Raw genomic sequence first — 25,080 nt, forward strand, 5'->3', positions numbered from 1 at the left:
ATCTGCGACTAAGTCGCAATAAGTTGGTCGCTCCTGCGCTGGGCGGCCCAGCGCACGACCGGGACGAACAGGACGCCGATCACCGCGAACCAGACGCCGAGGATGATCCAGCCCGGGACGCCGATGCCGAGCGGGAGCAGGGCGAAGACGGTCGGCGCGACCATGTTGCTGATCGACATGCTGGTGTTCCAGACTCCCTGGTACTGCCCCTGCGCGTGGTCGGCCGCGAGGTCGAAGCCGAGCAGGAACGAACCGGAGGACTGCAGGAGTTCGGCGATCACCTGGGCGACCGCGCCGAGCGCGAGCAGGCCGACCGCGACGATCGCGTCCCCGAACGAGGCTGTCGCGAACAGAATCATCGATGCCAGCAGCAACAATCCGGCCCGTCGCGTCACCCGGGCCGCGGTGGTGGGATCGGAGATCCCCCGGGACGAGCGGACCTGGAAGAGCGCGACCACGACGGTGTTGATGATCAGCAGCAACGCGACCATCGAGCGCGGCGCATCGGTGTGGTCGACCACCCAGAGCGGGAGCGCGACGTCGAACACCGCGTAGTGGATCGACATACCGGCGTTCAAGCCCGCGACCGCGAGATAACCGCGGTCACGTAGCGCCACCCAAACCGGCCCGTCATCCGTCCGGGGCTGCGGTGCGACCCGCGGAACCGCGAGTACGACGAAGGCCGCGATCGCACTCAGCACCGCGTCGAGGATGAACATCAGGCGGTACGCCGTACCTGTGTCGAAGTGCAGCGCGACCGCACCGATCGCCGCGCCGGCCGTGATCCCGATGTTGGTCACGGCACGCAGGTAGGCGCGCGCCGCGACCCGGCCGGAGCCTTGGGTGACTGCGGCAATCAACGCGGACCGCACCGCTCCCGCGCCACGGTCGATCGCGGTCAGTACGACGGAGACGATCAGGAACTGCCAGAACGTCTCCACGAACAGGTAGAGCAACGACACCGCACACAACAGCAGACTCAGTACGACGAACAGCGTCCGAGGCCCACGTCGATCCGCCAGATGCCCCATCGGCACGGCCGACACCAGCCCGAACAGGCCGGCGACTGTGAGCCCCAGACCCACCTGCGCGATCGACAATCCGACGATCCGGTTGAAGTAGAGCACGCTGACCGTCATCAGCAGCCCGTTGCCGACCCGGCTGAGCAGCGTGGCGAGCGCCAGCGGCCGCAACGGTCCGGGCGCAGGAAGTAGGCCTCGGCCCGTGGATTCCTGCGCTGCCTCTTGGGCGCTCACGCGCGGGCCGCGACGCGGTGCGCGGTGTCGCGGAGCTCGTCCATCAGGTCTACACCCGAGTCGAGCATCCGCTGCATCTTCGCCGGGTCCTGCCCGCGGAACATCTCGCCGATGGTGACCTCGTGGTCGGGCCGGCTGAGGATCTCGATCTCATCGCCCGCGCCGATCGTGCCGGTTTTCAGCACCTTCAGGTACGCCCCGGGGCAGCCGGCCTGGTGGAATCGCTTCACCCAGTGGGGAATCTGCATGCGGTGCTGGAAGGTGATGCACGGGATGCGCGGTGCACGAACCATCACCTCGACCGCGGGGCCGATCCGCCAGACCTCACCCAGGAGGGCGCCGGTGATGTCGATGCCCTCGGTGCGCAGGTTCTCGCCGAACAGGCCGGTCGGGATGTCGCGGCCGAGTTGTCCGGACCACCAGTTCGCGTCCTCCTCGGCGTACGCATAGACCGCGAGGTCGGGGCCGCCGTGGTTCTTGGTGTCGCAGACCCGGTCGCCGACGAGGCCGAGCTCACCGACGTGTACCCGGCCTACCTGCGGTCGCTTGTCGATGGCCGTGAACCCGGTCTCTTTCGGACCGGGAATCAGGTTTTCCACCACATTGACCGTCAGCAACCGCATACCGGCATCCTCCCTCCGACGGTCGGGCCGGTTCCACCGGTTTTACGCGCGTCGCGGTCGGAGTATGGCGATGATCACTAGAGTTGCGGCCGTCGTGGCGACCCCGGTCCAGGCGGCCACGCCGTACCCGCCCTCGTGGGGGAAGACGTCGGTCGTGTGGGCCGCGAGGATGAGTCCGCCGAGTGCGCTGCCGATCGAGAACCCGACACTGCGGACGACCTGGTTCACGCTCATCGCACTGGCGGTCTCGGCGGCAGGGGTCGCGGCCAGGATGACCGCAGGCATCGCGGCGGAGAACGCACCGACGCCGAACCCGAGGATGCTGATCGCGATGATCGGCTCGATCAGGTTGCCGCGGACCAGGGCGAAGAGGACGAAGGCCGCGAGTACGACGGTTGTGCTGCCGGCCAGCAGGCTGCGGCCGCCGAACTTCGTGCGGAGGCCGGGAACGAGACGGCCGGCGATGAAGCCGAGGACTGAGAACGGGACGAGGACCAGGCCGGCCTCGAAGGTGTTGAGGCCGAATCCGTAGCCGGCCTCTGCGGGGGTTTGGACGTAGCGGGTGATGAGACTGAGGAGGAGGTACATGCCGACGCCACCGGTGAGCATGACCAGGTTGGCCGCGGCGACCGCAGGGTGACGCAGGAGGCGTAGGTCGACCAGCGGGTTGGCGGCACGGGTCTCGACAATGGTCCAGAGTGCGAGCAACGCGATCGCGGCGAGGAGGACCGCCAGTGCGATCGGGGTGTGGTGTCGCCAGAGATCCGTCTGGCTGATCACGAAGAGCAGGGCGAGGAGGGCGATCGTGAGGAGGATCGCTCCGGGGAGGTCGACCTTGGATGCCGGTCGCGATGGCGCCGGTGGGACCACGGCGGCTATGGCGATCAGGGCGACCACGGTGGCGACCAGGCCGAGGGCGTAGGCGGCGCGGATACCGCCGAGGTCGGTGAGGAAACCGGCTAGTGGGTAGCCAACGCCGATGCCTGCGGTGGACGCGACCGAGAGCAGCGCGATCGTGCGGGCTGAGTGTTGCTCATCGAGGTGATCGCGTGCGGTCGCCATCATCAGCGAGGTCAGGCCGAGGCCCGCGCCCTGAGCCGCACGACCGATGAGCAGGAACGCAAATGGGAGCGGGATGACCGTCAGCGCACTCCCCGCCACGACGACTCCCATGGTCGCCAGGACGACGGTACGGCGGTTTGGGCCGGAGCCGAGGCGCCCGATCAGCGGGGCCGTTACTGCACCGGACAGGAGTGCGATCGTCAATGTCCACTGGGCCGCGGCCAAGGAAACGTCGTACTGCTGAGCAACCGCGGTGATGAGTGGGGCGCCCAGGCTGCCGACCACAGCAGCCAAAAGACCGACGAAGACAATCACCCCGCCCAGATACCGCGGCTCGGTCACCACTCCTCTGGTGTTGGTGCTCATTGGTTGGTCTTCGTGGTGATGTGGGCGAAGAGGCCTGGTTTTATTCGGGTTCTGGCCTGCTGGGACCACGGCTCGTCCACCTCGGGGAGGTCCAGGGCGGCGTTGGTGTTGAGGAGCATGCCGAAGGCCAGGAAGGCCTTGACGGTGACCGGGTCGAGGTCGGCGGTGTCGGCTACTGCTTGCCAGAGGCGGCCGAAGCTGGTGCGAACGGCGTCGCGGACCTCGCCGTCGCCGGCGGCCGCGGCGGCGGTGCCCTGGAGTTGGAGCAGGAGCGTGGTGCGGTCAGCGAGCATCGCGTTGTACTCGGCGCCCATCGCGGTCAGCGCCTCGATCCCCGTCGTACCGCCGGCCGCGGCCAGCATCGCCACCGCCATCCGCTCGAACGCGGCATCCACGCACTCGATGAACAACTGCTTCTTCGTCCCGAAGATCCGGAACACGTACGCCTGAGTGATCCCGGCCCGGCGGGCGATCGTCTCGGTCGACGTACCGGCCAACCCGGCCGCGGCGAACTCTTCCTCGGCGATCGCGAGCACCTGCTCGCGACGCTCCTGCCCACTCATCCGTGTCGGCGACATACCGGTGAAGTTAGTAGGTGGTAACTACTAACTTCAAGCGAGTGTCTCCTACGTCACCCGCCCGGCTTCAGTCCTGGATCGCCTTCACGATCGCGATGTTCCGGGTGACCCAGTCCTGCGGAAGCGACTCGTCCTCGCCGGCGTCCTCGAGCGTCCACAGCACGTTGAGCATCTGCCGGACGATCACCCAGTCCCGGGCCCGCTCCTCGTCCAGACCGCCCGCGTCGATCGCGGCATAGAACCGTTGCCGCACCCCGAACCGAAGGTCGCCGGAGGCAACGACTTCGTCCCAGCGGTTCCAGATCAGCGGAGCAACCTCGAAATGCGGATCGCCGGACAGCGGCTTCGGGTCGATCACCAACCAGGGCTCACGGGCCGCGGCCAGCATGTTCTCGTAGTGCAGGTCGGTGTGGATCAACCGCCCGTCGGTGTCCGGCTCCGCGACGAAGTCCTCGGCCAGCGAGATCGCCTGCTCGACGTACCGATGCGGAACCGGCGCCGACATCGGCAACTGCCGCAACCGCTCCACCCACCGAGCCAACTGACCCGACAGCGTCCGGTACTGCGGTCCGGCCGGCAGGTGCAACCGCTTGTAGGTCGACCCAACGAGCTCGCACGCCTCGAGCGCATCGACCGTGGTCAGATCGCGCGGCTCCAACCGCTCGAGCAGCAAGGCGAACCGGCGCGGATCCGCCCGCAGCAACTGCACCGCGCCGTTCCCGCCCCAATCCCGCAACGCGAGATGCTCGGTCTCCGCCTCCCAGTGCGGGAACTGCACCTTGAGTACGGCGCTCTGCCCGTCGGCCGTGATCACCGGAACGACCAGCGCGCAGTTCCCGTGGAACGACGCACCGTCGACGCGCAGGCTCCACTCGTCCAGGAGATCGCGCGTCAGCCGAGGCAACCGGTCGAGCCAGTCGGCCCAATCCGGACCGCGCGACCCGACGACCAGCAGACCTTCAGGAATGTCGACCGGCACCTACTTCTTGGCCTTTTCGCCGGTGTCGGTGGTCCGCAGCGCGGCGATGAAGGCCTCTTGCGGGACCTCCACGCGGCCGACCATCTTCATCCGCTTCTTGCCTTCCTTCTGCTTCTCCAGCAGCTTGCGCTTCCGGGTGATGTCACCGCCGTAGCACTTGGCCAGAACGTCCTTGCGGATCGCGCGGATCGATTCGCGGGCGATCACCCGGGACCCGATCGCGGCCTGGATCGGCACCTCGAACTGCTGCCTCGGGATCAGTTCCTTCAGCTTCCCGGCCAGGGCGACGCCGTACGAGTAGGCGTTGTCGCGGTGCACGATCGCCGAGAACGCGTCGACGGTCTCGCCCTGCAGCAGGATGTCCACCTTGACCAGCGCGGCGGCCTGCTCGCCGGTCGGCTCGTAGTCCAGCGACGCGTAGCCCTTGGTCTTGGACTTCAGCTGGTCGAAGAAGTCGAACACGATCTCGGCCAGCGGCAGCGTGTAGCGCAGCTCGACCCGGTCCTCGGACAGGTAGTCCATCCCCTGCAGGTTGCCCCGCTTGGTCTGGCAGAGCTCCATGATCACGCCGATGAAGTCCTTCGGGCTGAGGATCGTCGCCTTCACCACCGGCTCGTAGATGTCGGCAATCTTGCCCTCGGGGAACTCGCTCGGGTTGGTGACGACGTGCTCCTTGCCGTCCTCCATCTCGACCCGGTAGACCACGTTCGGCGCGGTCGAGATCAGGTCCAGGTCGAACTCGCGCTCGAGCCGCTCCCGGACGATCTCCATGTGCAGCAGCCCGAGGAACCCGCAGCGGAAGCCGAACCCGAGCGCGCCCGAGGTCTCCGGCTCGTACTGCAGGGCCGCGTCGTTCAGCTGCAGCCGCTCCAGCGCGTCACGCAGCGTCGGATAGTCGTCACCGTCGATCGGGAACAGACCGGAGTACACCATCGGCTGGGGGTGCTTGTACCCGCCGAGAGCCTCGGTCGCACCGTGCACGGCCGCCGTGACGGTGTCACCGACCCGGGACTGGCGGACGTCCTTCACGCCCGTGATCAGGTAACCGACCTCGCCGACACCGATGCTCGGGGACTTCATCGGCTCGGGTGAGATGACGCCGACCTCGAGCATCTCGTGCACCGCACCGGACGACATCATCTTGATCCGGTCCCGGTGGGTCAGCTCCCCGTCGACCACCCGGACGTAGGTGACCACGCCGCGGTAGGTGTCGTACACGGAGTCGAAGATCAGCGCGCGCGGCGGTGCGTCCTTGACGCCCTTCGGCGGCTCGACCTGGGCGACGATCTCGCTCAGCAGCTCCTCGACGCCCTCACCGGTCTTGGCCGAGACCTTCAGTACGTCGGAGGGGTCGCAGCCGATGATGTGGGCCAGCTCGGCGGCGTACTTCTCCGGCTGCGCGCTCGGCAGGTCGATCTTGTTCAGCACCGGGATGATGTGCAGGTCCGCGTTCAGCGCGAGGTAGAGGTTCGCGAGCGTCTGCGCCTCGATCCCCTGCGCCGCGTCGACCAGCAGCACCGCACCCTCACACGCCTCGAGCGAGCGCGACACCTCGTAGGTGAAGTCGACGTGGCCGGGCGTGTCGATCATGTTCAGGATGTACGTCGTGCCGTCCGGGGCGAGCAGGCCGCCCGGGGAGTCCGGACCCGGCGCGTACGGGAGCCGGACCGCCTGCGACTTGATCGTGATGCCGCGTTCCCGCTCGATGTCCATCCGGTCCAGGTACTGCGCCCGCATCTGCCGGCCGTCGACGACACCGGTGATCTGCAGCATCCGGTCGGCCAGCGTCGACTTGCCGTGGTCGATGTGGGCGATGATGCAGAAGTTCCGGATCAGCGACGGGTCGGTGCGACCCGGCTGCGGCACGGTCGTGGGGCCTACGGGCACGGAGGGGATCCAAATCGTCTCGGGTAATACCTGATCAACCGGTCAATCATCCCATGCGGGGCCAGCGGATTCTAAAATCGCGAGCACTCGGACCGCTCGGCGCCTACCGTTTGGACGCATGGCGCACGCTACTGGGGTCCGGTTGCCCTTCGAGGAGGTGCCCGCCGCGGTGCGGGCGTGGGTGGAGCGTGCGCTCGGGTCGGTGGTGGTCTCCGCCACGACCCAGCAGGGCGGGTTCTCCCCCGGTGTCGCCGCCCGCCTGGTGACCGCCTCGGGCCGCCGCGCCTTCGTCAAGACCGTCGGTACGTCGCTCAACCCGAAAACGCCGGAGCTGTTCCGCCAGGAGATCACGGCCATGCAGGCCATCGGCCCGTTGCCCATGGCACCTGCCCTGTACGAGGTGTACGACGACGGCGACTGGGTCGGGATGGTGTTCGAGGACATCGACGGCCGGCTGCCCGATCACCCGTGGGAACAGCACGACGCCGACCGGGTCCTGGATGCGGTTACCGAACTGACCGACGTACTGGATCCGTCGCCGTGGCCGGACGCACCGGTGGCCGCCGTTCGCAGCCACGACTTCCTGAGTCGGTGGGACAACGTGATCGCTGACGGTCTCGACGTACCGGAGTGGGCGCGGGGGCGGGAGGAGGAGTTGGCTGAGCTCGCCCGGTTCGGGGTGCGGACGCTGGCGGAAGGGAAGGCGCTGGCGCATTGGGATCTCCGGGCGGACAACATCATCCTGACCGATGACCGGGTGGTGTTCATCGACTGGGCGCATCCGGCGCTCGCGCCGCGCTGGACCGACACCGTCATCCTGCACGCGGACATGCGTGAATCGGTGCGTCTGCCCGCACTGCCGGACGATCTCGCGATCACTGGGTTCTTGGCGGCCGTAGCGGCCGGACTGTGGTGGGGAGCGTTCCACCCGCCCCCGCCCGGGTTGCCGACGATCCGCGCGTGGCAGCAGCGGCACGCCCTGATCCACCTCGACTGGGTGCGGGAGCGTCTCGCCTGACGCAGCGTTTCGGCGACGTGCGCGTCTTTGGAGGTGTGACGAATCCAATGGTGAGCATCAGAGGTCCGCTCCGATCTCTGGCGCGCGACGAGACGCGAGACGCAGTGTCGGAGCTCTACCGCCGGCACTGGGTCGGGCTGGTCCGCCTGGCCGTGCTGATTGTTGACGACCGGCCGGCGGCGGAGGACGCCGTACAGGAGACCTTCACCGACCTGTATCGGCACTGGCCGCTGCGGGACAACGACAAGGCGCTGGGGTGGCTGCGAACCACTCTGGTGAATCGCTGCCGCTCTGTACTGCGGCGTCGTCGGACGGCACGGCTCTACACGCCACCGCACGAGGAACCGAACGCATCCGCCGAGAGCAGCGCCATGCTCGGGGAGGACCGCCTGCAGGTCCGGCAAGCGCTCCAAGCTTTGCCCCGGCGCACCCGGGAGGTCCTCGTACTGCGCTACTACCTCGACCTCCCCTTCGCAGAGATCGCAGAGACGCTCGGAATCAGCCAGTCCAGCGCCCGCTCCACCTCGTCCCGCGGAATCGCGATCCTGACCGAGAAGCTCAAGGAGCTCCGATGAACGACACCGAAACCCGCCTCCGCGACTACCTCCACGCCAAGGCCGACACCGTGCCCAACTCCGCCCAAGGCCCCGGCCTGGAACTGGACGCCACCGGCACCACCACCCGCCGCGGCTGGATCCCCATTGCCTTGGCCGCAGCCGGCATAGCCGCAGTCCTAACCCTGGCCGTCCCTTTCCTGCACGGCCTGACTCACAAGGCCCCGACAGACCCGGCAGGCGCGCCGACCCCGCCCGCGCCGGGCAGAGGCCCGGTATCGGGAGCCGCACCGAGCATCCCGTACACGGTCACCGTTCAGGACAACCCCGACAATCCGCTCGACACCTGGTGGCGGACTCTCTACGACCACGGGAAGACGGTCAGGAACCCGGGAGTCCACGGCAATGTCCTCGGTCGCTTCGGCGACAACAGCTGGCTGATCCAGACCGGCTACCCGAACACGGTGCGACTGGCCGTTCTCGACCCGGCTGGAAAGGTCCGGCCTTTCGGTCCATCGGTGGCTACAGGCCCCATCTACTCGCCCGACCACAAGCAGCTGGCTGTGACCGAGCTCTCTCACTACGGCACGCCGCAGGTCCGCGGTCAGGTCGTCGTACTGGATCCCGGCACCGGCAAGAAGATCGCCAGCCTCGATCCGCCCGCCGCCGGCGTCCAGGCGGTCGCGTGGACGAAGGATGGCATCTTCTTCGGCAACCTCGTCCAAAGGGACACCAAGCTGTACCTCTGGCAGCCCGGGAACGGCCAGGCGCGGCAGCTGCGCGGCATCCAGAGCCCGAACTTCGTTCAGTTCATCCCGGCCACCAACAAGCTTCTCGACTTCACCGCCAAGGGTTGCCCCCGGATCGGTGTGCTGCGCGGTGACGAGTTCGTCGCCGAGCACGAGTACTGCGATACGCCGGACGCAAGCTACGGGTCGGTGCCTTCGCCGAACGGCCGGACCCTGTTCAACCGTGACAAGAAGGTTGCGATCGACCTGTACACCGGCGCCACGACGACGCTCAAGTTGCCTGGCCGGGTCGAGACAGCGTTCTCGGCCTCGGTCTTCGAGGACCCGACCAACATGATCCTGGTCACCAGCGTCGGTGAGTCGAACCAGAACATGTACCGCTGCAGCGTGGCCACCGGCGAGTGCAAGGTCCTCCGCACGGCCAAGGCCAACGAGATGCTGGGGGCAGTAACCCCTTGATTGCTTCGGCGGGCATGCTACGTCAGCCGTTGACGCGGAGGACGGTGTTGCCTGAGCCGTCGGCTCCGTCGGAGTAGTGGAGCTGGCCTAGATAGCGCGTGCCTCGGGTGAGGCCGGTCCAGGTTGCGGTGATGGTGGTTTGCGCCGCTACCTGGACCTGCTGGGTTGCAGGGGTAGCCGTGAGGTTGTCTGCGAGCTTCTGCAGCTCCCAGTGGTTGAGCTTGACCTGGTGTTGCTTGGCTCCGGCATAGAGGTCGACGTAGATGTCGTAGGCGCCGCCGGCCGGGGCCGGGAGGTTGGCTTCTTCCTCGGCTGAGCCGCCGGTGCTGCTGGCGACCGGGGTCGTCGTACCGGCCTGGTAGACGAAGACGTCCAGGTCCGTCCCGGCCGGGTAGTCCGCGTCGAACGTCGAGAATCGGGCGTACTTCGTGCCGGCCGGGATGTTCACCGTGAACTTGGCGACGTGGTCGTTGGCCTGCGGACTCGTCTGCGGGAAGGACACGCCACCCGGGTTCTTCAGTACCGCGTCGCTGACGGTGGCCGGGGTCAGACCGACGGACGTGGTGTTCAGAGTGCCGGCGTACCCAGCTGTGATCGGCACCTGCACCGACCCCGCGGTCCCGGTCCCGTTGACCTGCACCGGTGCCTTCACCGTGAGCGGCTTGATCGCGAGCGTGCTGGTGACGGCGTGCTGGCCGGACTTCCACGTGAGCTTGCCGAACGAGTACTGCTCGAGCGGCGCACCCGTGTTCTCGAACGTCACCTTGTACGTCGTACTCCGGCCGGGCAGCGTGATCAGGATCCGCGGCGACACGGTCACCTTGATCTTGGCGAGGCCCTCGACCTTCGGGACGTAGAGCTCCGGCAACTTGCCGACGTTCGTCACGGTCCGGGTCACGGTCTGCTTGCCGGCCAGGTCGCCGATCGCGATCGTCGGATAGTTCAGGTCGCTCGCGTCGATCGTGCCGCCCGCGCAGAGTTCGTGCGTGGTCGGCACCTGGCCGGAACCACAGACGAACTTGGCCCAATCGGCGTACGACGAGTCGTAGACCAGGCCCGGGTCCATCGCGGTCCTCGGGCGCACCTCGCCGGCGCCGTACCCGAACGGGTTGGCCGCTGAGCCGGCGGCGTTCTGGATCGGCTTGCCGCTGGTGTCCTTGTCGGTGGCGGTCGTCAGCAGCGCGGACTTGATCGCCATCGGGGACCAGTTCGGGTGCCTGCTCTTCAGTACGGCGGCGATACCGGCGATGTGTGGTGTGGACATCGACGTACCGCTCATGAACGCGTACTCGCCACCGGCCGCACTGAACGCGGTCGTCGCGGCCAGGACGTTGGTGCCGGGTGCCATCACGTCCGGCTTCAGCAGGTCGCCGCCGCCGGCCAGGGACGGACCGCGGCTGGATGAGCTCGCGACCTTCGGTGCGGTGACGCGGACCGGCGTACCGGCGCTGATCGTGGCGGTCGGGTTAGCCGTACCGCCGACGTACGCCTTGACCTCCGGGGCTGCCTTGTCGTCGAGGTGCACGGTCGGGACCGCGTGCAGGTCGGCGTCCAGAGTGCCCGGGGTGATGTTGACCAGGATCATGCCGACACCGCCCGCGGCCTTCACCTGCTTGCTCTTGTCGGCGCGGTCGCTGACACCGCGATCGCAGACCACGATCTTCCCTTTGACCTTGGCCGGGTCGAGCGTGCCGGGCTGACAGCGCGCGAGGGTAGCCGGGTCGGCACCGGTGAGTCCCGCGTCCTTGGCGAGGATCGCTGGTGCCTGCGGCGTACCGGCGCCGATCCCCGCGCCCGTGTACGACTTGCCGTTGCCGAAGGTGACAGTGGTCTGGATGTCGCGATCATGGGTGCCGTTGGCAACCGTCGTCACCCAGGGGTAGGTCTTGCCGACGGTGGACTCGCCCGGCCCGTCGTTGCCCGCGCTGGTCGCCACGAACACGCCTGCCTTGGCTGCCCGCAGGAACGCGAGCCCGGTCGCGTTGACGTACGTCGATCCGGAGCCGGAGATCGAATAGTTGATCACGTCCACGCCGTCGGCGACGGCGGCGTCGATGGCAGCGACGAGATCGGCCTCGGTTCCGCTGCCTGCGCCGGTCGCATCCACGGCCCACATGGCCTTGTAGATCGCCAGCCGCGCGTGCGGAGCCATGCCGGAGCCCTTGCCGTAGTCCCGGCCCAGGACGCTCATGTCGACGCCGTAGTCACCAGCCGCCGTACTCGCGGTGTGGGTCCCGTGACCGCCGTAGTCGCGCGGCGATTTGAAGTCCGCTGGGATCACCCGGCTGCCCATGCCCTTGTCGAAGTACCGCGCGCCGATCACCTTGTTGTTACAGGTGATGGGTGCCTCCTCGCCGACCTGGCAGGTGCCCTTCCACTTCTTCGCGACCAGCGCGTCGGACTTCTTGGTCGTCTTCATCGGCGCGAAGCTGGGTCGCTCGGGGACGAACCCGGAGTCGATCATGCCGATGATCACACCGTCGCCGGCCTTGTCGGTACCACCCGCTTGCTGCCAGGCGCCGCCCTTGCCGGACAGTCCGAGGAACCGCGGGGTGCCGACGGTGTCCTCGTGCTGGATGTCGCTCGGCTCGACGCTCTTCACTCCGGACGACTTGGCCAGCTTGACGGCTTCGTCGTACGACATCTGGGCGGAGAAACCGGCGTACGTGTAGCTGTAGTCGTAGAGCTTGGTGATGTCCGTGGCGTTCTGCAGGAGCTGGTCGCGCTCGCCGGCGAGGTGCTTGACGTAGTCGACCACGGACGCCGCGGTCTTGAGGAGCTTGCCGCCGGGGAGGACCCGGGTGGCGGCGAGGCCGGCGATGTCACCGTCGTACTCGGTCACGGGCGCATCGTCGAGCTGGACGATGTACGCACCGGTCTCGGAACGCTTCACCGCCGGATCCGCCGGCGTCGGCTGGTCGGCGCTGGCTACGTTGATCGCGATCGGTACGGCGACCACTGCGGCGAGGAGTGCGACGGTGACATGGCGCTTCGAGATACGGCGGGACACTACTGAGTTCCTCCAGGGCTTGCGGTTACCGACGTCAAGCGGGGCCGAGTATGTCACGCTCAGCTCACCGGGTATCAGCTGAGAGCAAGGACACCACATGGCCGACCTGACGGAATCCATCGCGATCGACGCCCCTGCTCCGACCGTCTACGCGCTGGTCAGCGACCTGCCGCGGATGGGCGAGTGGAGCCCGGAATGCACCCGCGTCACCTGGACGTCAGGTGCTACCGGACCGGCTGTGGGGGCTCGGTTCGTGGGGCACAACCGAGTCGGGGCGATCCGCTGGTTCACGTTCGGGCGGGTCGTCGACGCTGACCCGGGCCGCCGGTTCGCCTTCTCCATCCACTTCGGCCCGATCCCGATCTCGCTCTGGGCCTACGACTTCACCGCGACCTCGTCAGGCTGCGAGGTCACCGAGACCTGGACCGACCACCGGCCGGCCGTCCTCCGAATCCTCTTCCGGCCCATCTTCGGCAACCGGACGGCCCGTAATGCCCGCGGCATCCACACCACGCTTACCCGACTGAGGAGCACAGCCGTCGAGTCCGCAGGACCCGGTGCGCGACCACTCCGATGAGCACCACCAGGACGACCGCCCCGTTCGAGTAGCGCAGGATCTGGCCGGATCGCGGCGCCGGCGAACCGTCGTACTCCGCACCGTCGACCCGCTCACGTACGACGACGGACACCGGCTGGGCCACCGCCGCTGATGCCCTCGCCCGGCACTCGAACCGCAACCGCCGTCGCCGCCCGCTCAGGCCGGTTTGGTTCCGGGTGGGGCTTGTTGGTAATCTGTTCTTTCGCGCGCCCACGGGTGGTGTTCAGTCGTGCGCCGCGACATTTTCCTGTAATGACCGCATACTCCTGATCGAGGCTCTGCTCCGTGGCGAACATCAAGTCCCAGATCAAGCGCAACCGCCAGAACGAGGCTGCGCGACTTCGCAACAAGTCGGTGAAGTCGACCCTCAAGACGGCAGTTCGTCGCTTCCGTGAGGCCGCCGAGTCCGGCGACAGCACGACGGCGCAGGAGCAGGCCCGCGTGGCCGGCCGTCTGCTCGACAAGGCCGTCAGCAAGGGCGTCATCCACGCCAACCAGGCTGCCAACCGCAAGTCGGCCATCTTCAAGAAGGCCGCTTCACTCTGAAGTAGCCCGCCAACGATCGGCCCGTCCCAGACCGGCCGATCGTTTTTGCGTCCCCAAATCCAGCCTCGTTCCCAACTGCAGGCTGGTTCTCGCGTGCAGGCTGGTTCTCGGCTGCTGACTGTGGTCAGCGGCGGCCGTGGGAGTGGCTGACGGTGATCACCATTCGTTCCAGCGCGTACCCGGCATCGCCGGAGGCACCCTTCACGTCGGCGTCCGCCTGAGCCACCGCCTTGATCGCGGCGGCGAGACCACCGGGCGTCCAGCCGCGGGACTGCTGCTTGAGCTGCTTCAGCTTCCACGGCGGTACGCCGACCTCCCGAGCCAGATCCGCCTCCCGCAGACCGCTGGGAGCGCTCGAGAACTTCGCGAGCCCGCGCAAACCACCCGCCATCGCACTCGTGACCAGCACCGGCGCGACCCCGCAGTCGAGGGCCCAGCGCAACTGCTCCAGCGCCGGCTCGGTCCGGCCCGAGATCGCCGCGTCGGCGACTGCGAAGCTCGTGACTTCTGCCCGGCCACCGAAGTACTGCCCGATCAGCTCCGGGGTCACCGCCTGACCATCTGAGTCGGACACCAACTGGGAGCAGGCCCCGGCGAGCGCCCGGAGATCATGTCCGACCGCGTCCACCAGCGCGGACGCCGCCCGCTCGTCCACGGTCCCACCGTGCAGCCGGATCTCCCCCGCCACGAACTGCGGAAGCTCCCACGCCTTCGGTGCCGTCGCCACGACCTCGTTGACCGATGCCTTGCGCAACTTGTCGAGGACGGCCTTGCCCTTCTGCCCGCCCGAGTGCACAAGCACGACGAGTACGTCGTCAGCCGGAGAGCCGGCGTACTCGATCAGGTGCGGCGCCATCTCGCTCGGCAGGTTCTCCAGCCCGCGCAGCACGAGCACCCGCTCGGTGGCGAACAACGACGGCCCGGTGAGCTCCGCGAAGACGCCGACATCCAGCGTCGTCGCGTCGACATCCGTCACCTCGACGTCGGTGCTGCCCTTCGACACCGCAGCAATCGCCGACCGGACAGCACGATCCGCGAGAAACGCCTCGGCGCCGGTCACCAGCAATACGTCGCCCAGCTTCGGCGCAGAACCCCTACGAGCAGCCACCCCGCCAGCATCCCACGCCCCACCGACAACCCCACCACGCCCACCACAACCCAACCCACCACTGTCCTTCGAGCGAAGCCGGATAATCCGACCCCCACGGTTATTCAGGTGGAGGTGGGGTGGGTGAGGCGTGAGGATGGGGGGATGACCGGGACTGTGGAGCAGGTTGGCGTGGTTGGGGTTGTTGATGGGGAGGGGCTCGGTGGGGTGGCGGCTGTTGATGCGTTGATCGTGGTGGACATGCAGACCGCGTTCGTCTCGGGTGAGAACGCAGTACCCAATGTGGCTCGGCTGCTCGAGCGGACGACTGCGCTGCTCGAACGGGCACGTGCCGCCGGGGCGTTGGTCGTGCACCTGCAGAACGACGGCGTACCCGGGTCCGACGACGAACCGCACGCCCGCGGCTGGGAGCTCTACCTGCCGGTCGATCCGGGACCGCGCGAACACGTGATCCGCAAGCCACGTGACGACGGCTTCGACGCGACTCCTCTAGGCCAACTGTTGATTGGTGCGGGCGTTCGGTCCGTGGTGATCTGCGGGGTGATGTCCGAGATGTGTGTGCAGGCAACCGCGCGTACGGCGCTCGCCCGCGGGTATCGCGTAGTCCTTCCACACGACGCTCACGGCACTTACAACATCCCCGCCGTCCCAGGGGTCAGCGACGAGGTACCCGCTCACGTCGTCTCCCGCGTCGCCGCCTGGGCACTAGGCGACGAACCAGAAAGCACAGTCGAAACCGCGGCCGTAACCTTCACCACCTCAACCTGACCACCCCTCCACGCTGCGTCGACCACGGGTCAGCGCCACCGGGCTAGATCCTCTAGCGGGCGGTGAGATTGTGGGTGGTGGTGAGGGATAGGTGGTTGTCAGGGTTCGTGATGGCCAATGGGCCGCTCGTGTTCGTGGTGGCCGTCTTGAGGACGTCGTGGGACAAGAGGTCCAGGGTTCGTGGAGCTGGGTGACCGTAGTCGTTGTCCCGACCGGCGGAGATGAGCGCTACGCGAGCGTGCACAGCAGCTATGAAGGTTGGGTCTTGCTGGGCTGATCCGTGGTGAGGGACTTTGAGCACGTCGGCTCGGAGGTCGGCCCCGCTGGCGAGGATGGCTCGCTGGGACTCGGGTTCCAGGTCGCCGGTCAGGAGAATCCGGAGACCAGAAAGCTCAACCATCATGGCGATGCTCGCGTTGTTCTCCGGTGAGCCTTCGTCGGAGGAGGTCGCCGATGAGGTGCCCGGCGGCGGAAGCGCAGGCACCCGGGCCGGCCACAGCGTGGTCCAACTAATCTCACCCACCACACGTTTCTCCTGGTACGTAACGGTCCGCATCGCAACACCATGCTGCGAAGCCAAGGCGACAACGCGGGCGTACTCAGCACGAGGCGAGAAGTACGGCGTCACCTCGATCTCGCCGACCCGCCGATGGTTGAGTGCACCGGCCAATCCACCGGCGTGATCCGCATGGAAATGGCTCAGCACAAGAACCGGGATGTACTCAACCCCGAGATCCCGCAGGCACCGATCCATCGCCGCCGGATCCGGCCCAGTGTCGACGACAACCGCCGTACGCTCGCCCGCTCGGAGAACCAACCCGTCTCCCTGGCCAACGTCGCACATCACAAAGAGCCAGTCGTCCGGCGGCCAGCCCAGCGAACCCATCGGACGCAGCACGAGGACCGCGAGCAGGACGACCGCAAGGACCATGGCAATCGGGCGGGCCAAGATCCGATGCAGTCCCAGCACCAACGCAAGGCAGAGCAGTGTCAGTACGGCGACCCCGATTGCTGTTGCTGGCCACGGGTTCGCGGCGCCCGGCAGATCGGCTCCTTCCCGAGCGACGAGGATGATCCATCGAGCCGGCCATGCAGCTGCCCAACCGATCAGTTGCGCCAGCCCCGTGCTCACCAAGGCGACCCCGGCGGCTGCGAACCCAAGGATCGTCGCCGGACCGACTGCGGGACCGGCCAGCAGGTTCGCACCTACTGCGACCATCGAGACCTGACCCGAGAGCCACGCGACAACCGGCGTACAGGCGATTTGCGCGGCGAGTGGACACGAGATCGCCTCGGCCAACCACCTCGGCAACCACTTGGCCATCGCGTCACGCCATCCAGGACCGAGCAACACGATCCCCGCGGTCGCCAGCACCGACAAGGCGAATCCGGCCGATCGCGCGAGCGACGTGTCGAGCAACAGCAACCCGATGACCGCGACCGACAGACTGCGTACGGCGCGTCGGCCCGATCCCCCGCTCGTCATTGCCGCCAACGCGATCAGGCCCATCGCGGCCGCGCGGAGAACGCTGGGTTGCGGTCTCGCGAGGATCACGAACACGACGACGGTGAGTACGCCGAACACAGTCAGGCCGCGCGCCCGTACGCCGACCAGCCGAGCGAACGGCAGGATGAACGCCAGCAAGAGGGTCAGGTTGGTGCCGGAAACCGCGGACAGGTGTGTGAGCCCGGTGATCTGGAAGTCGTCGTTCAGGTCGGCGGAGAGGCCGGACTCATCGCCCATCACCAACGCTGGGACCAGACCGCGAACGTCCTCCGGCTGACCGGCTACGGATGCGCGGAGGCCGGCTCGGACCTTCTCCGCCGCGCGCAACCACCAGGGTGGTTTGTCCACGATCCGCGGTGGTGAACGGATCGAGAGCATGGCGGCTACATCGGAGCCGGCTTCGACTGGCTCGAGGCGGCCGTTGGCGTTGACGTGCTGTCCGTAGCGGACGGCCTGCCATTGGGGTGTGCCGATGACGAGGACCGGCGTGCGGATTCGTGTCGTTATCCCTCGGGACTTCACCTCCTCGATCGTTGCCCGCATCACGACGTACGGCGGGCGGCGGTTGCCTGAGCCCTGACGTAAAGATGGGTCGGCGGTCACCTTCAGTCGGACGCTCACCGCTGCGTTGCCGTCGGCCAAGCCGTGCACCGGACCAGCACGCACAGCCTCCACCTGCACCGCAGCCGCAACCGCCATCCCCGCGACAACAATCAGCACACCCCCGACGGACCAGGTGACCCGGCCAGATGGGCGGATGATCGGGCCAAGCCAACGGCGACCCCGCCCAAGCGGACGTACCATCCGGCCGCGCGGGCTCGTGCTCCGGCTGATCAGGCGTAGGAGCGCCAGGGTGGCGGCCAGGGTCAAGGCGACTGCGGCTGTGACGATGCCGATCAGTGGGCGGTGGTTGATCAGGAGAACGGCGGTTAGCCAGCCGGCTGCCGCTGGGATCAGTAGGCGGACGTCGAGGGTTTCGGTGGGGTTCGGTGGCGGCGGGTCAGATGCGGACATGAGGTTTGAGGGAGTCGAACTTCTTTGGGCCTACGCCGGGGACCTCCTGGAGTTGGTCGATGGTGGTGAAGGGGCCGTTCTCCGTGCGGTAGTCGAGGATTCGCTGGGCCAGCACGGGACCGACGCCAGGGAGGCCGTCGAGTTGGTCGAGGGTTGCGGTGTTGAGGTTGACCGGCGCACCGGCGGGCGCGTTCGGTGCGGATGAGGTGGTCGCGCCGCCAGGTGTGGTGGGTGGTGGCGCGTTCGCTTGGCCGACGAGGATCTGTTCGCCGTCGGTGACTTGGCGGGCGAGGTTGAGGGTGGTGAGGTCGACGCCGGGGAGCGCGCCGCCGGCCAGCGCGAGTACGTCGGCAACCCGCGAGCCGGCCGGAGCCCGGACCAGACCGGGACGCCGAACCTTGCCCGCGACGTCGACGACGACCACGCCCGCCTGGCTAGGCGCCTGGGAAGGGCCCGATGGAGGCTGGGAACCGGCCGAGGGCTGAGCACCGGGCGACGGCTGAGCACCACCCGGCGAAGATCCCGGCGGTTGCGAGACAGGTGAGCCGGCGATCGTCGACGAACGGTTGTCGGGCAGGGTCTCCGGTCGGGAGCGGAAGACAGACCACGCCGCCCAGGACAGTCCGATGACCAGCACCGCGGCCAGGACCACGACGTGTCGTGCGGACAGGGTCCAGCGGGCGTCTCGCAGTCGCTCGGGCCGGACTGATTCGGGGATCCATCCACCTCGCACCTCCTCATCACGCTCCTCCAGGTGTTCGTCAGGTCGTGCGGCTGCTGAAGCACGACGAAGAACCTTCACGCCAGAGAAAGTACGAGTTCGCGACCCCGCCAGAACGGCAACTTGAAACCTGTGGACAACCGAGAATCAGCGCGGAGCGACGACGACAGCCAGAAGCCCCGGCCCCACATGAGCGCCGATGACAGCACCGACCTCACGAAGCACGATCTCCTCGGCCCGCGGCAACCGCTCAGCCAACCCATCCGCAAGGGTCTGAGCCTTCTCAAGGCTCGCAAGGTGATGGACCGCGACCTGGACAGGACCATCACCAGCCCGCTGGACCGCAATATCGGCCAAGCGAGCGATGGCCCGACTGGACGTGCGGACCTTCTCGAGCGGGACGATCCGCCCGCCGCTGATTGTCAGGAGCGGCTTCACGGCTAGCGCCGTACCGAACAGTGCTTGAGCAGCGCCGATCCGTCCGCCACGGCGCAAATACTCCAGGGTGTCGACGTAGAAGTAGGCCGACATCGACTTCAGCCGAGCGCGCGCCACCGCCTCGACGCCCGCCTGGTCCTCCCCCGCGGCGGCTGCAGCGGCCGCGGCGAGCACCGGGAACCCGAGCCCCATCCCGAGCGAGCGGGAATCGACCACGGTGACCGGGATCGGCGACTCCTTGGCCCCGATCATGGCGGCCTCGAACGTGCCCGACATGTCACCCGAGAGGTGGATCGACACCACCGCCGAGGCCCCGTCCTTGGCACACCGCAGGTACGCCTCAGCGAACGTCTGCGGCGACGGACGGCTGGTCGACACCGGCGTACGCGTCTTCAACGCCTCCGCCACCGCATCCGTCGAGGTAGCGCCGTCGTCGTACGACGTCCCGCCGATGACGACCTGCAGTGGTACGACGGTCAGCGGGTACCGCAGCACCTCATGCGTGGACAGGCCAGCCGTGGAGTCGGTGACGACCTGCACGCGGGCTGACATGCAGCGAGGTTACCGGACAGTTAATGTCCGTGCCTGGTGCCAGACTCGTGAAGATGAAGGAGACAGCGGACGAGGTCACCGAACTGCAGCAGCTTCTGGATGCGGCGTACGAGCGTTCCACGCAACATCTGCGCAACATCGTCACGGATCCCCGCAAGCTGACCGCCGACGAGCTGGTGCGGGTTCTGACTGGCATGTGCACACTCAACCTGGCCACCGTCACCGCGCGTGGTGAGCCCCGGATCAGTGCGGTCGACGGGCACTTCCTGCACGCCCGGTGGGTGTTCACCACCTCCGGCTCGGCGGCGAAGGCGCGGCAGCTCAAGGCCAGACCCGCCGCCAGCATCTCGTACGTCGACGGCGAGCGGATCGGGGTGTTCAGCCACGGGGACGTCGAATTCCTCACCCCCGAGCACCCGGAGTTCGCGGAGATCGAGGCACACCTCGTCAAGCACTACGGCAGTTCTCCGTCGAGCTGGGCCGACGACATCGTCTACTGCCGGCTTCAGCCGAGCTGGATGGTCGGCTACGCCTTCGACAAGGCCGCGGTGCTCAAGACGTGACTGTTTAGCGGTAGCTAAAAGGTTGGTGACCCGCAGGAGCAGCGGGAGAGCCTGGGCCATGACCGTCCAGGAGCATGCCGCCACCGCCAGCTGGGAACGCCTCGCATCCTCTCTCCAAGGAGCACTGCTGCTCCCCGGGACCATCGCGTACGACGAAGCCGCCAAAACAGCCCGCCCGCTGCCCAACGCACCGCAACCCCGGGCCATAGTCCGGGCCGCCGGCGCAGACGACGTCGCGACCGCCATCAGATTCGGTCGCGACCAAGGCATCCAGACAGTCCCCCGCTGCGGCGGCCACTGCTATGCCGGCCGGTCATCGACCGCCGGACTGCTCATAGACGTCGGCCCGATGAACCGGATCGAACTCGCAGGTACGCGCGTCACCGTCGGCGCCGGAGCCCGACTGGGTGGCATCTACGACGTCCTCGCCCCAGCAGGCCGGATGCTTCCCGCCGGGACCTGCCCGACGGTCGGCATCTCCGGACAGGTGCTCGGTGGCGGCTTCGGGTTCATGGGCCGCGCCTACGGCCTGGCGTGCGACTACCTCGTCTCCGCCCAGGTCGTGCTTGCCGACGGATCCATCGTGCAGTGCGCCGCCACCCACGAGCCCGACCTGTTCTGGGCCCTCCGCGGCGCGGGCGGCGGCCAACTCGGCGTACTCACGGACCTGGTCTTCGAGACCGTGTCACTTCCACCCGTCATGACCTCGTTCGACCTGACCTGGTCATACGAGCATGCCGCCGCAGTAATGACGGCGTACCAGCGCTGGGCACAGGTCGCTCCGGATGAATACGACCTCGACCTCCGCCTGTTCGCCCCCGCCGATCCTGCCCGCGCACCCGAGGTCCACCTGTTCGGCTCGATGCTCGGCACCGGGCCACTCGACGTGGTCACCGACATCATCGCGGCGGTCGGTGTGGCGCCGGAGTGGGTCTTCCATGAGCAGGGCGACTATCTGGGTGAGGTCGAGCGGCTCGAAACCGTCGGCCCGGGTTACTCGCCGGACTCGACGAAGGTCAGGTGCGTGAAGTCGGAGTTCTTCCGCGAACCCATGCCGGCGGAGGCGATCACCCACCTGGTAGCGAAGCTGGTGGCCGATCGGGTCCCGGGCCAGATCCGCGAGTACAGCTTCTCGCCCTGGGGTGGCGGCTACAACCGCATGCCGACCGAGGCGACCGCGTTCGCTCACCGCGAGGAGGCGTTCCTGCTCGAGTACAGCGTCGAGGTCGAAGAGGCCACCGCTCCGGCCTGGCTGGACGAGGTATGGCAGTTCGCGCATCGCTGGGGGTCGGGACGGGTCTACCCGAACTTCCCGGACGCCGGACTGACCGACTGGGAGTCCGCCTACCACGGTCCGAATCTCGACCGGCTCCGCGAGGTCAAGCGCCGCTACGACCCGGACAACTTCTTCCGCTTCCACCAGTCAGTGCTTCCGGCTGACTCCAAGAACTAGTGAGCGAGGTGAAGGCCTACCCCACCTCGGCCTTCACCTCGCCGTGCTGACTCCCTCGTCACCGGCTCGCTGCCGTCCCCTCGTACGTCGGCGTTCCGGCCCCCTCGTTCGTCGGCCTGCTGGCCTCCCCACGTATGTCAGCAGGCCGACTCCCCCTGTGGTGTCAGCGGGCGGAATCCTCTCTGTGCCGGCGGGCTGACTCCCCCTGGTGGTCAGCCGGCCGCCTCCCCGAATGGCTGAGTGCAGGTCCTCGGCGAGCTACTCCCCGTACCGGATCCGTGCGGACCGGCCTGACCGCGAGCTCGTCGAGGTCCCGGGAGGCCCCAGCGACTGACCCGCCGGCAGGTGACCAAACCCGCCGGTTTCCCCGTGTCAGCCGGACCGTGGCACTCGTCCCCTGTGTCGTGTGCCTGGCCTGTAGCTGGGACCCCGCCCCGGGTGTGGTGCCCTGACGGCGCACGGCACCCGGTTCAGGCAGGACAGATCCACACGCTGCAGCACTCCGGAGCTCTCGACAGCCGTTCGGTGCCCCACCGTCCAGCCGTCGGACGCCCTCCGCGTCGCCTTCCCCAAGCCTGTCGGCATCTGAACGCTGTTCCATGGCCTCTTCATGGGTTCACCGTCCATTCCCCTGCCTGCGTTGCCCGGCGTCGGTCTCTGCTTCGTGGAACCTGCCCTACGGCTGTAATTCTTCGCCGCGCGGCTATGTCCGGACGAGGCAGAAGTACCGGCAGTTACCCGGCAGCTTCAGGGGATACGCGTCATGAAAGAGCGGAGAGTACGTCGTTCGCGAGCCGCTCCACCGCGGCTGCGGGATCAGGCTTCGGCCAACCATCGGCGTCCGACGCGCTGTCACACGACTCCTGCAAAACAGCCCACGCCGTCGGCAGCATCGGCGGGTCCATTGACCGCTGCCACGCGAGCAGTTGGCCGCACAACGCGTCGGCCTCGACGGACTTGCCCAGCGCGTGCAGCACCGCCACCGCCTCAGGCAGTACTTCGAGCAGGTACACAACCCGCCCTTCCAACAGCAGCCGGCTGACGGCGTCCCGGATGCACGCCCGGGCCTGCTCGACCTCACCGGCCTCACGGGCGAGTCGCGACCGGTAGAGCATCACCAGGTAGTCGAAGTACCCACGGTGTCCGCGGATGTCGGCGTCCGCCTCGTCGAGCAGTGCCCGCGCTTCGTCGTACCGGCCGGCGTGGTACTCGACCATGGCCAGCGAGCCGGCCAGCTTGGTGCGCTCCGGGTCGTCGGACGCCTGACTCTTCTGGGCGAGTGAAACCCAGCGTCGCGCCTCGGAGTGGTTGCCCAGCTCGAGCTCCACCCGGCAGAGCGCCATGTACGCGATCTCGTCCGCATAGACGCCCGGGTTGACCAGTGCGGCCTCCCATGCGAGCAGGAGCTCCTTGGCCTCCGGCAAACGACCCCAACGCAGCAGTGCGAGTCCACAGATCGCTTGTACGGTCGCAGACCGCTGAGCATCCCCGTGCTTGCGTGCGTCCTGCACCAGCGCCGGTATCTCGGCCAGGCTCTGCGTATCGAGCAGGTGCGATCCGGACGACACCCAACCGCCCCGAGCGACCAGACCGAGCTCGGTCTCACCAGGGATGAGTGTGCGGGCTTCCTCGTAGTGCCGACGAGCCTCATGGATGTCACCGGTCAGACTGGACAGGCGCCCGGCGATCGCACGCAGCATGCCGCGTACTTCCTTCTCCGCCACGTTGTCGGCGCATAGCGTCGCCCACCGGATCCCGCTCTCGGCCACACTCGCCTGGTACTGCCACGCGATCCGGAACCCCAGCACGATCCGCGCGGCCACATCCCACTGGCCAAGCTGAGTAGCGCGTTCCAGCGCCACCTCGAACAGCGCCGAGTTCGCATGCGCGGCCCGATACCGACGATCCCGGTCCGGCGACGACCAGGCGCCTTCCAGCCCGGAGACGTACGTCGAACACCACGCGACCGCCCGGTCCCGGAACTCGACCAGATCATCGTCCTGCGACGAGAGTCCGGCGTACGCGTGCTCCCGGATCGTCTCCAGCAGCTTGTAGCGGGCGCCGTACAACTGCTCGAACTCGTGGACCGGCTGCAGCAGCGACTTGTCCACCAGCTCGGCCAGCAGCATCGGTACGTCGGCAGCGTCGATCGGATCGCCCGTGCACACACCGACCACGGCCTCGAGCGTGAACGGCGACCCGAGAACGGACGTGCGGTAGAGCAGCTGCCGGGCTGCGTCGGACAAGGCGTCGACACTCCACGCGATCGTGTCCGCCAGCGTCCGCTGATGTGGCGCACCGAACCGCCGCGGCCCGGACAACAGCCGGAACCGGTCGTCCAGCGCGGCCAGTATCGTCTCGACCGACAGCGACCCGGCCCGTGCAGCCGCCAACTCCAGCGCCAACGGCAGTCCGTCCAACCGGCGGCACAGCCGGGCGACGGTCTGCGCAGTCTCCTCGTTCAGGACGAAATCGGGCCGTACTCGCGCCACCCGCCGGCAGAACATCTCCACCGCCGGACTGGCCGCGATCTCCTCGAAGTCGTAGTCGTTCGCCGGTACGCCGAGCACCTGCACCCGACGGACCACCTCATCCGGCAGTCCGAGCGGGATCCGGGACGTCACCAGTACGCCGATGCCTGGGAAGCTGCGGACCATCCGGTTCGCGACTGTGGCGACCCCGTCGAGCACATGCTCGGCGTTGTCCTCAACGATCACCAGGTCCCCCGGCTTGCGTCCGGACAGCACGTCGTCGAGGTCCGACGTACCAGGGGCGGTGCCGAAGGCGTCCAGGATGGCGGTCGATACGGCGGCATCGCGCTGGACGGTTGTGAGGTCCACAACGACCACGGTCGTGTCGACGCCGGAGAATCGGTCGGCCGCGGCGAGTGCGAGCTCGGTCTTGCCGACGCCACCCGGACCGACCAGCGTGACGAGGCGGTTCTGCCGCAGGAGTGACTCGAGCTCGAGCAGCTCCTGCTCCCGGCCGACGAGACCGTCCGGGATGGGTCGGGTGCCGCGCCAGCGCAGCCCGGTCGGAGCGGGGTCAGCGACCGAAACAGTCGGTCGCGAGGCGCCACGCCCGGCCGCAGCGAGGAAGCGTTCCAGATCCCCGGCGCCGAGCTTGAGTCCTTGGGCGAGCAATCGGACGGAGTCCTTGCGAGGACGTGCCACCCGGCCGGCTTCGAGTTCACGGATGGTGCGGACACTCAATCCGGCCTGCTCGGCGAGCTCCTCCTGCGACAGCTCGGCCTGGACCCTCAGGTCGAGCA

Annotated in this window: 21 protein-coding genes; 9 read left to right on the forward strand and 12 right to left on the reverse strand. The window is 67.8% G+C overall.

Annotation, left to right across the window (positions count from 1 at the left end; all coding sequences use genetic code 11):
* Positions 1 to 8: 8 nt before the first annotated feature.
* The 6 genes from AB0L70_RS34365 to lepA all read right to left on the reverse strand — a co-directional run bounded on the left by AB0L70_RS34365 (position 9) and on the right by lepA (position 6,751).
* The gene (locus AB0L70_RS34365; protein WP_363690971.1) at positions 9 to 1,256 is read right to left on the reverse strand and encodes an MFS transporter; all 1,248 of its coding nucleotides are present in this window, start codon (positions 1,254 to 1,256) and stop codon (positions 9 to 11) included.
* Complete coding sequence (locus tag AB0L70_RS34370; protein ID WP_363690972.1) at positions 1,253 to 1,879, reverse strand: MOSC domain-containing protein; 627 nt, start codon at positions 1,877 to 1,879, stop codon at positions 1,253 to 1,255. The genes AB0L70_RS34365 and AB0L70_RS34370 overlap by 4 nt, the downstream gene beginning before the upstream one ends.
* A gap of 42 nt (positions 1,880 to 1,921) precedes the next feature.
* Positions 1,922 to 3,307 (reverse strand): MFS transporter, encoded by a 1,386-nt coding sequence (locus tag AB0L70_RS34375; RefSeq protein ID WP_363690973.1) that lies wholly within the window; start codon positions 3,305 to 3,307, stop codon positions 1,922 to 1,924.
* Positions 3,304 to 3,885 (reverse strand): TetR/AcrR family transcriptional regulator, encoded by a 582-nt coding sequence (locus AB0L70_RS34380; protein ID WP_363690974.1) that lies wholly within the window; start codon positions 3,883 to 3,885, stop codon positions 3,304 to 3,306. The genes AB0L70_RS34375 and AB0L70_RS34380 overlap by 4 nt, the downstream gene beginning before the upstream one ends.
* 67 nt (positions 3,886 to 3,952) lie before the next feature.
* A complete protein-coding gene (locus tag AB0L70_RS34385) occupies positions 3,953 to 4,864 on the reverse strand; it encodes an aminoglycoside phosphotransferase family protein (RefSeq protein WP_363690975.1) in 912 nt (303 codons plus the stop codon).
* Positions 4,865 to 6,751: a translation elongation factor 4 gene (gene lepA, locus AB0L70_RS34390; RefSeq protein WP_363690976.1), complete on the reverse strand. Its 1,887-nt coding sequence runs from the start codon at positions 6,749 to 6,751 to the stop codon at positions 4,865 to 4,867. It lies immediately after the preceding gene.
* 118 nt (positions 6,752 to 6,869) lie between these two features.
* On the opposite strand from lepA, the gene AB0L70_RS34395 reads away from it, so the two are divergent.
* From AB0L70_RS34395 to AB0L70_RS34405, 3 genes are read left to right on the forward strand one after another with little or no spacing between them, the layout of a single operon-like run.
* Complete coding sequence (locus AB0L70_RS34395) at positions 6,870 to 7,769, forward strand: hypothetical protein (RefSeq protein ID WP_363690977.1); 900 nt, start codon at positions 6,870 to 6,872, stop codon at positions 7,767 to 7,769.
* A gap of 47 nt (positions 7,770 to 7,816) precedes the next feature.
* A complete protein-coding gene (locus tag AB0L70_RS34400) occupies positions 7,817 to 8,344 on the forward strand; it encodes a sigma-70 family RNA polymerase sigma factor (protein ID WP_363690978.1) in 528 nt (175 codons plus the stop codon).
* Entirely contained in the window at positions 8,341 to 9,531 is a 1,191-nt protein-coding gene (locus AB0L70_RS34405; RefSeq protein WP_363690979.1) for a WD40 repeat domain-containing protein, read from the forward strand. Before AB0L70_RS34400 ends, AB0L70_RS34405 begins: the two co-directional genes overlap by 4 nt.
* Before the next feature lie 22 nt (positions 9,532 to 9,553).
* Here AB0L70_RS34405 and AB0L70_RS34410 read toward each other — a convergent pair whose 3' ends face one another.
* Complete coding sequence (locus tag AB0L70_RS34410) at positions 9,554 to 12,541, reverse strand: S8 family serine peptidase (RefSeq protein ID WP_363690980.1); 2,988 nt, start codon at positions 12,539 to 12,541, stop codon at positions 9,554 to 9,556.
* A gap of 97 nt (positions 12,542 to 12,638) precedes the next feature.
* Between AB0L70_RS34410 and AB0L70_RS34415 the strand changes: the two genes are divergently transcribed.
* The 3 genes from AB0L70_RS34415 (at position 12,639) to rpsT (ending at position 13,685) form a co-directional block, all read left to right on the forward strand.
* Positions 12,639 to 13,118, forward strand: coding sequence for an SRPBCC family protein (locus AB0L70_RS34415; protein WP_363690981.1), 480 nt, complete (start codon positions 12,639 to 12,641; stop codon positions 13,116 to 13,118).
* A complete protein-coding gene (locus AB0L70_RS34420) occupies positions 13,099 to 13,251 on the forward strand; it encodes a hypothetical protein (protein WP_363690982.1) in 153 nt (50 codons plus the stop codon). Before AB0L70_RS34415 ends, AB0L70_RS34420 begins: the two co-directional genes overlap by 20 nt.
* Before the next feature lie 173 nt (positions 13,252 to 13,424).
* Positions 13,425 to 13,685, forward strand: coding sequence for a 30S ribosomal protein S20 (gene rpsT / locus AB0L70_RS34425; protein WP_363690983.1), 261 nt, complete (start codon positions 13,425 to 13,427; stop codon positions 13,683 to 13,685).
* Positions 13,686 to 13,809: 124 nt separating this feature from the next.
* Here the strand turns inward: rpsT and holA are convergent, their stop codons facing one another.
* Entirely contained in the window at positions 13,810 to 14,793 is a 984-nt protein-coding gene (gene holA / locus AB0L70_RS34430; protein WP_363690984.1) for a DNA polymerase III subunit delta, read from the reverse strand.
* 144 nt (positions 14,794 to 14,937) lie between these two features.
* Between holA and AB0L70_RS34435 the strand changes: the two genes are divergently transcribed.
* Positions 14,938 to 15,561, forward strand: coding sequence for an isochorismatase family protein (locus tag AB0L70_RS34435; protein WP_363690985.1), 624 nt, complete (start codon positions 14,938 to 14,940; stop codon positions 15,559 to 15,561).
* Positions 15,562 to 15,613: 52 nt separating this feature from the next.
* Here the strand turns inward: AB0L70_RS34435 and AB0L70_RS34440 are convergent, their stop codons facing one another.
* The 3 genes from AB0L70_RS34440 to AB0L70_RS34450 form a co-directional block, all read right to left on the reverse strand.
* On the reverse strand, positions 15,614 to 18,082 hold the full coding sequence (locus AB0L70_RS34440; RefSeq protein ID WP_363690986.1) for a ComEC/Rec2 family competence protein: 2,469 nt from the start codon (positions 18,080 to 18,082) through the stop codon (positions 15,614 to 15,616).
* The gene (locus AB0L70_RS34445; RefSeq protein ID WP_363690987.1) at positions 18,069 to 18,884 is read right to left on the reverse strand and encodes a ComEA family DNA-binding protein; all 816 of its coding nucleotides are present in this window, start codon (positions 18,882 to 18,884) and stop codon (positions 18,069 to 18,071) included. The genes AB0L70_RS34440 and AB0L70_RS34445 overlap by 14 nt, the downstream gene beginning before the upstream one ends.
* Positions 18,885 to 18,950: 66 nt before the next feature.
* Positions 18,951 to 19,793, reverse strand: coding sequence for a DegV family protein (locus AB0L70_RS34450; RefSeq protein WP_363690988.1), 843 nt, complete (start codon positions 19,791 to 19,793; stop codon positions 18,951 to 18,953).
* Positions 19,794 to 19,846: 53 nt separating this feature from the next.
* On the opposite strand from AB0L70_RS34450, the gene AB0L70_RS34455 reads away from it, so the two are divergent.
* Both AB0L70_RS34455 and AB0L70_RS34460 read left to right on the forward strand, forming a co-directional pair.
* Positions 19,847 to 20,356, forward strand: a complete 510-nt coding sequence (locus AB0L70_RS34455; protein ID WP_363690989.1) for a pyridoxamine 5'-phosphate oxidase family protein — start codon at positions 19,847 to 19,849, stop codon at positions 20,354 to 20,356.
* A 58-nt stretch (positions 20,357 to 20,414) separates the two neighbouring features.
* Positions 20,415 to 21,809, forward strand: a complete 1,395-nt coding sequence (locus AB0L70_RS34460; RefSeq protein WP_363690990.1) for an FAD-binding oxidoreductase — start codon at positions 20,415 to 20,417, stop codon at positions 21,807 to 21,809.
* Positions 21,810 to 22,570: 761 nt separating this feature from the next.
* On the opposite strand, the gene AB0L70_RS34465 is transcribed toward AB0L70_RS34460, so the two are convergent.
* A partial coding sequence (locus AB0L70_RS34465) for a helix-turn-helix domain-containing protein (RefSeq protein ID WP_363690991.1) occupies positions 22,571 to 25,080 on the reverse strand: 2,510 nt, incomplete at its 5' end.

Source organism: Kribbella sp. NPDC051952 (assembly GCF_040680855.1).
Classification (GTDB): domain Bacteria; phylum Actinomycetota; class Actinomycetes; order Propionibacteriales; family Kribbellaceae; genus Kribbella.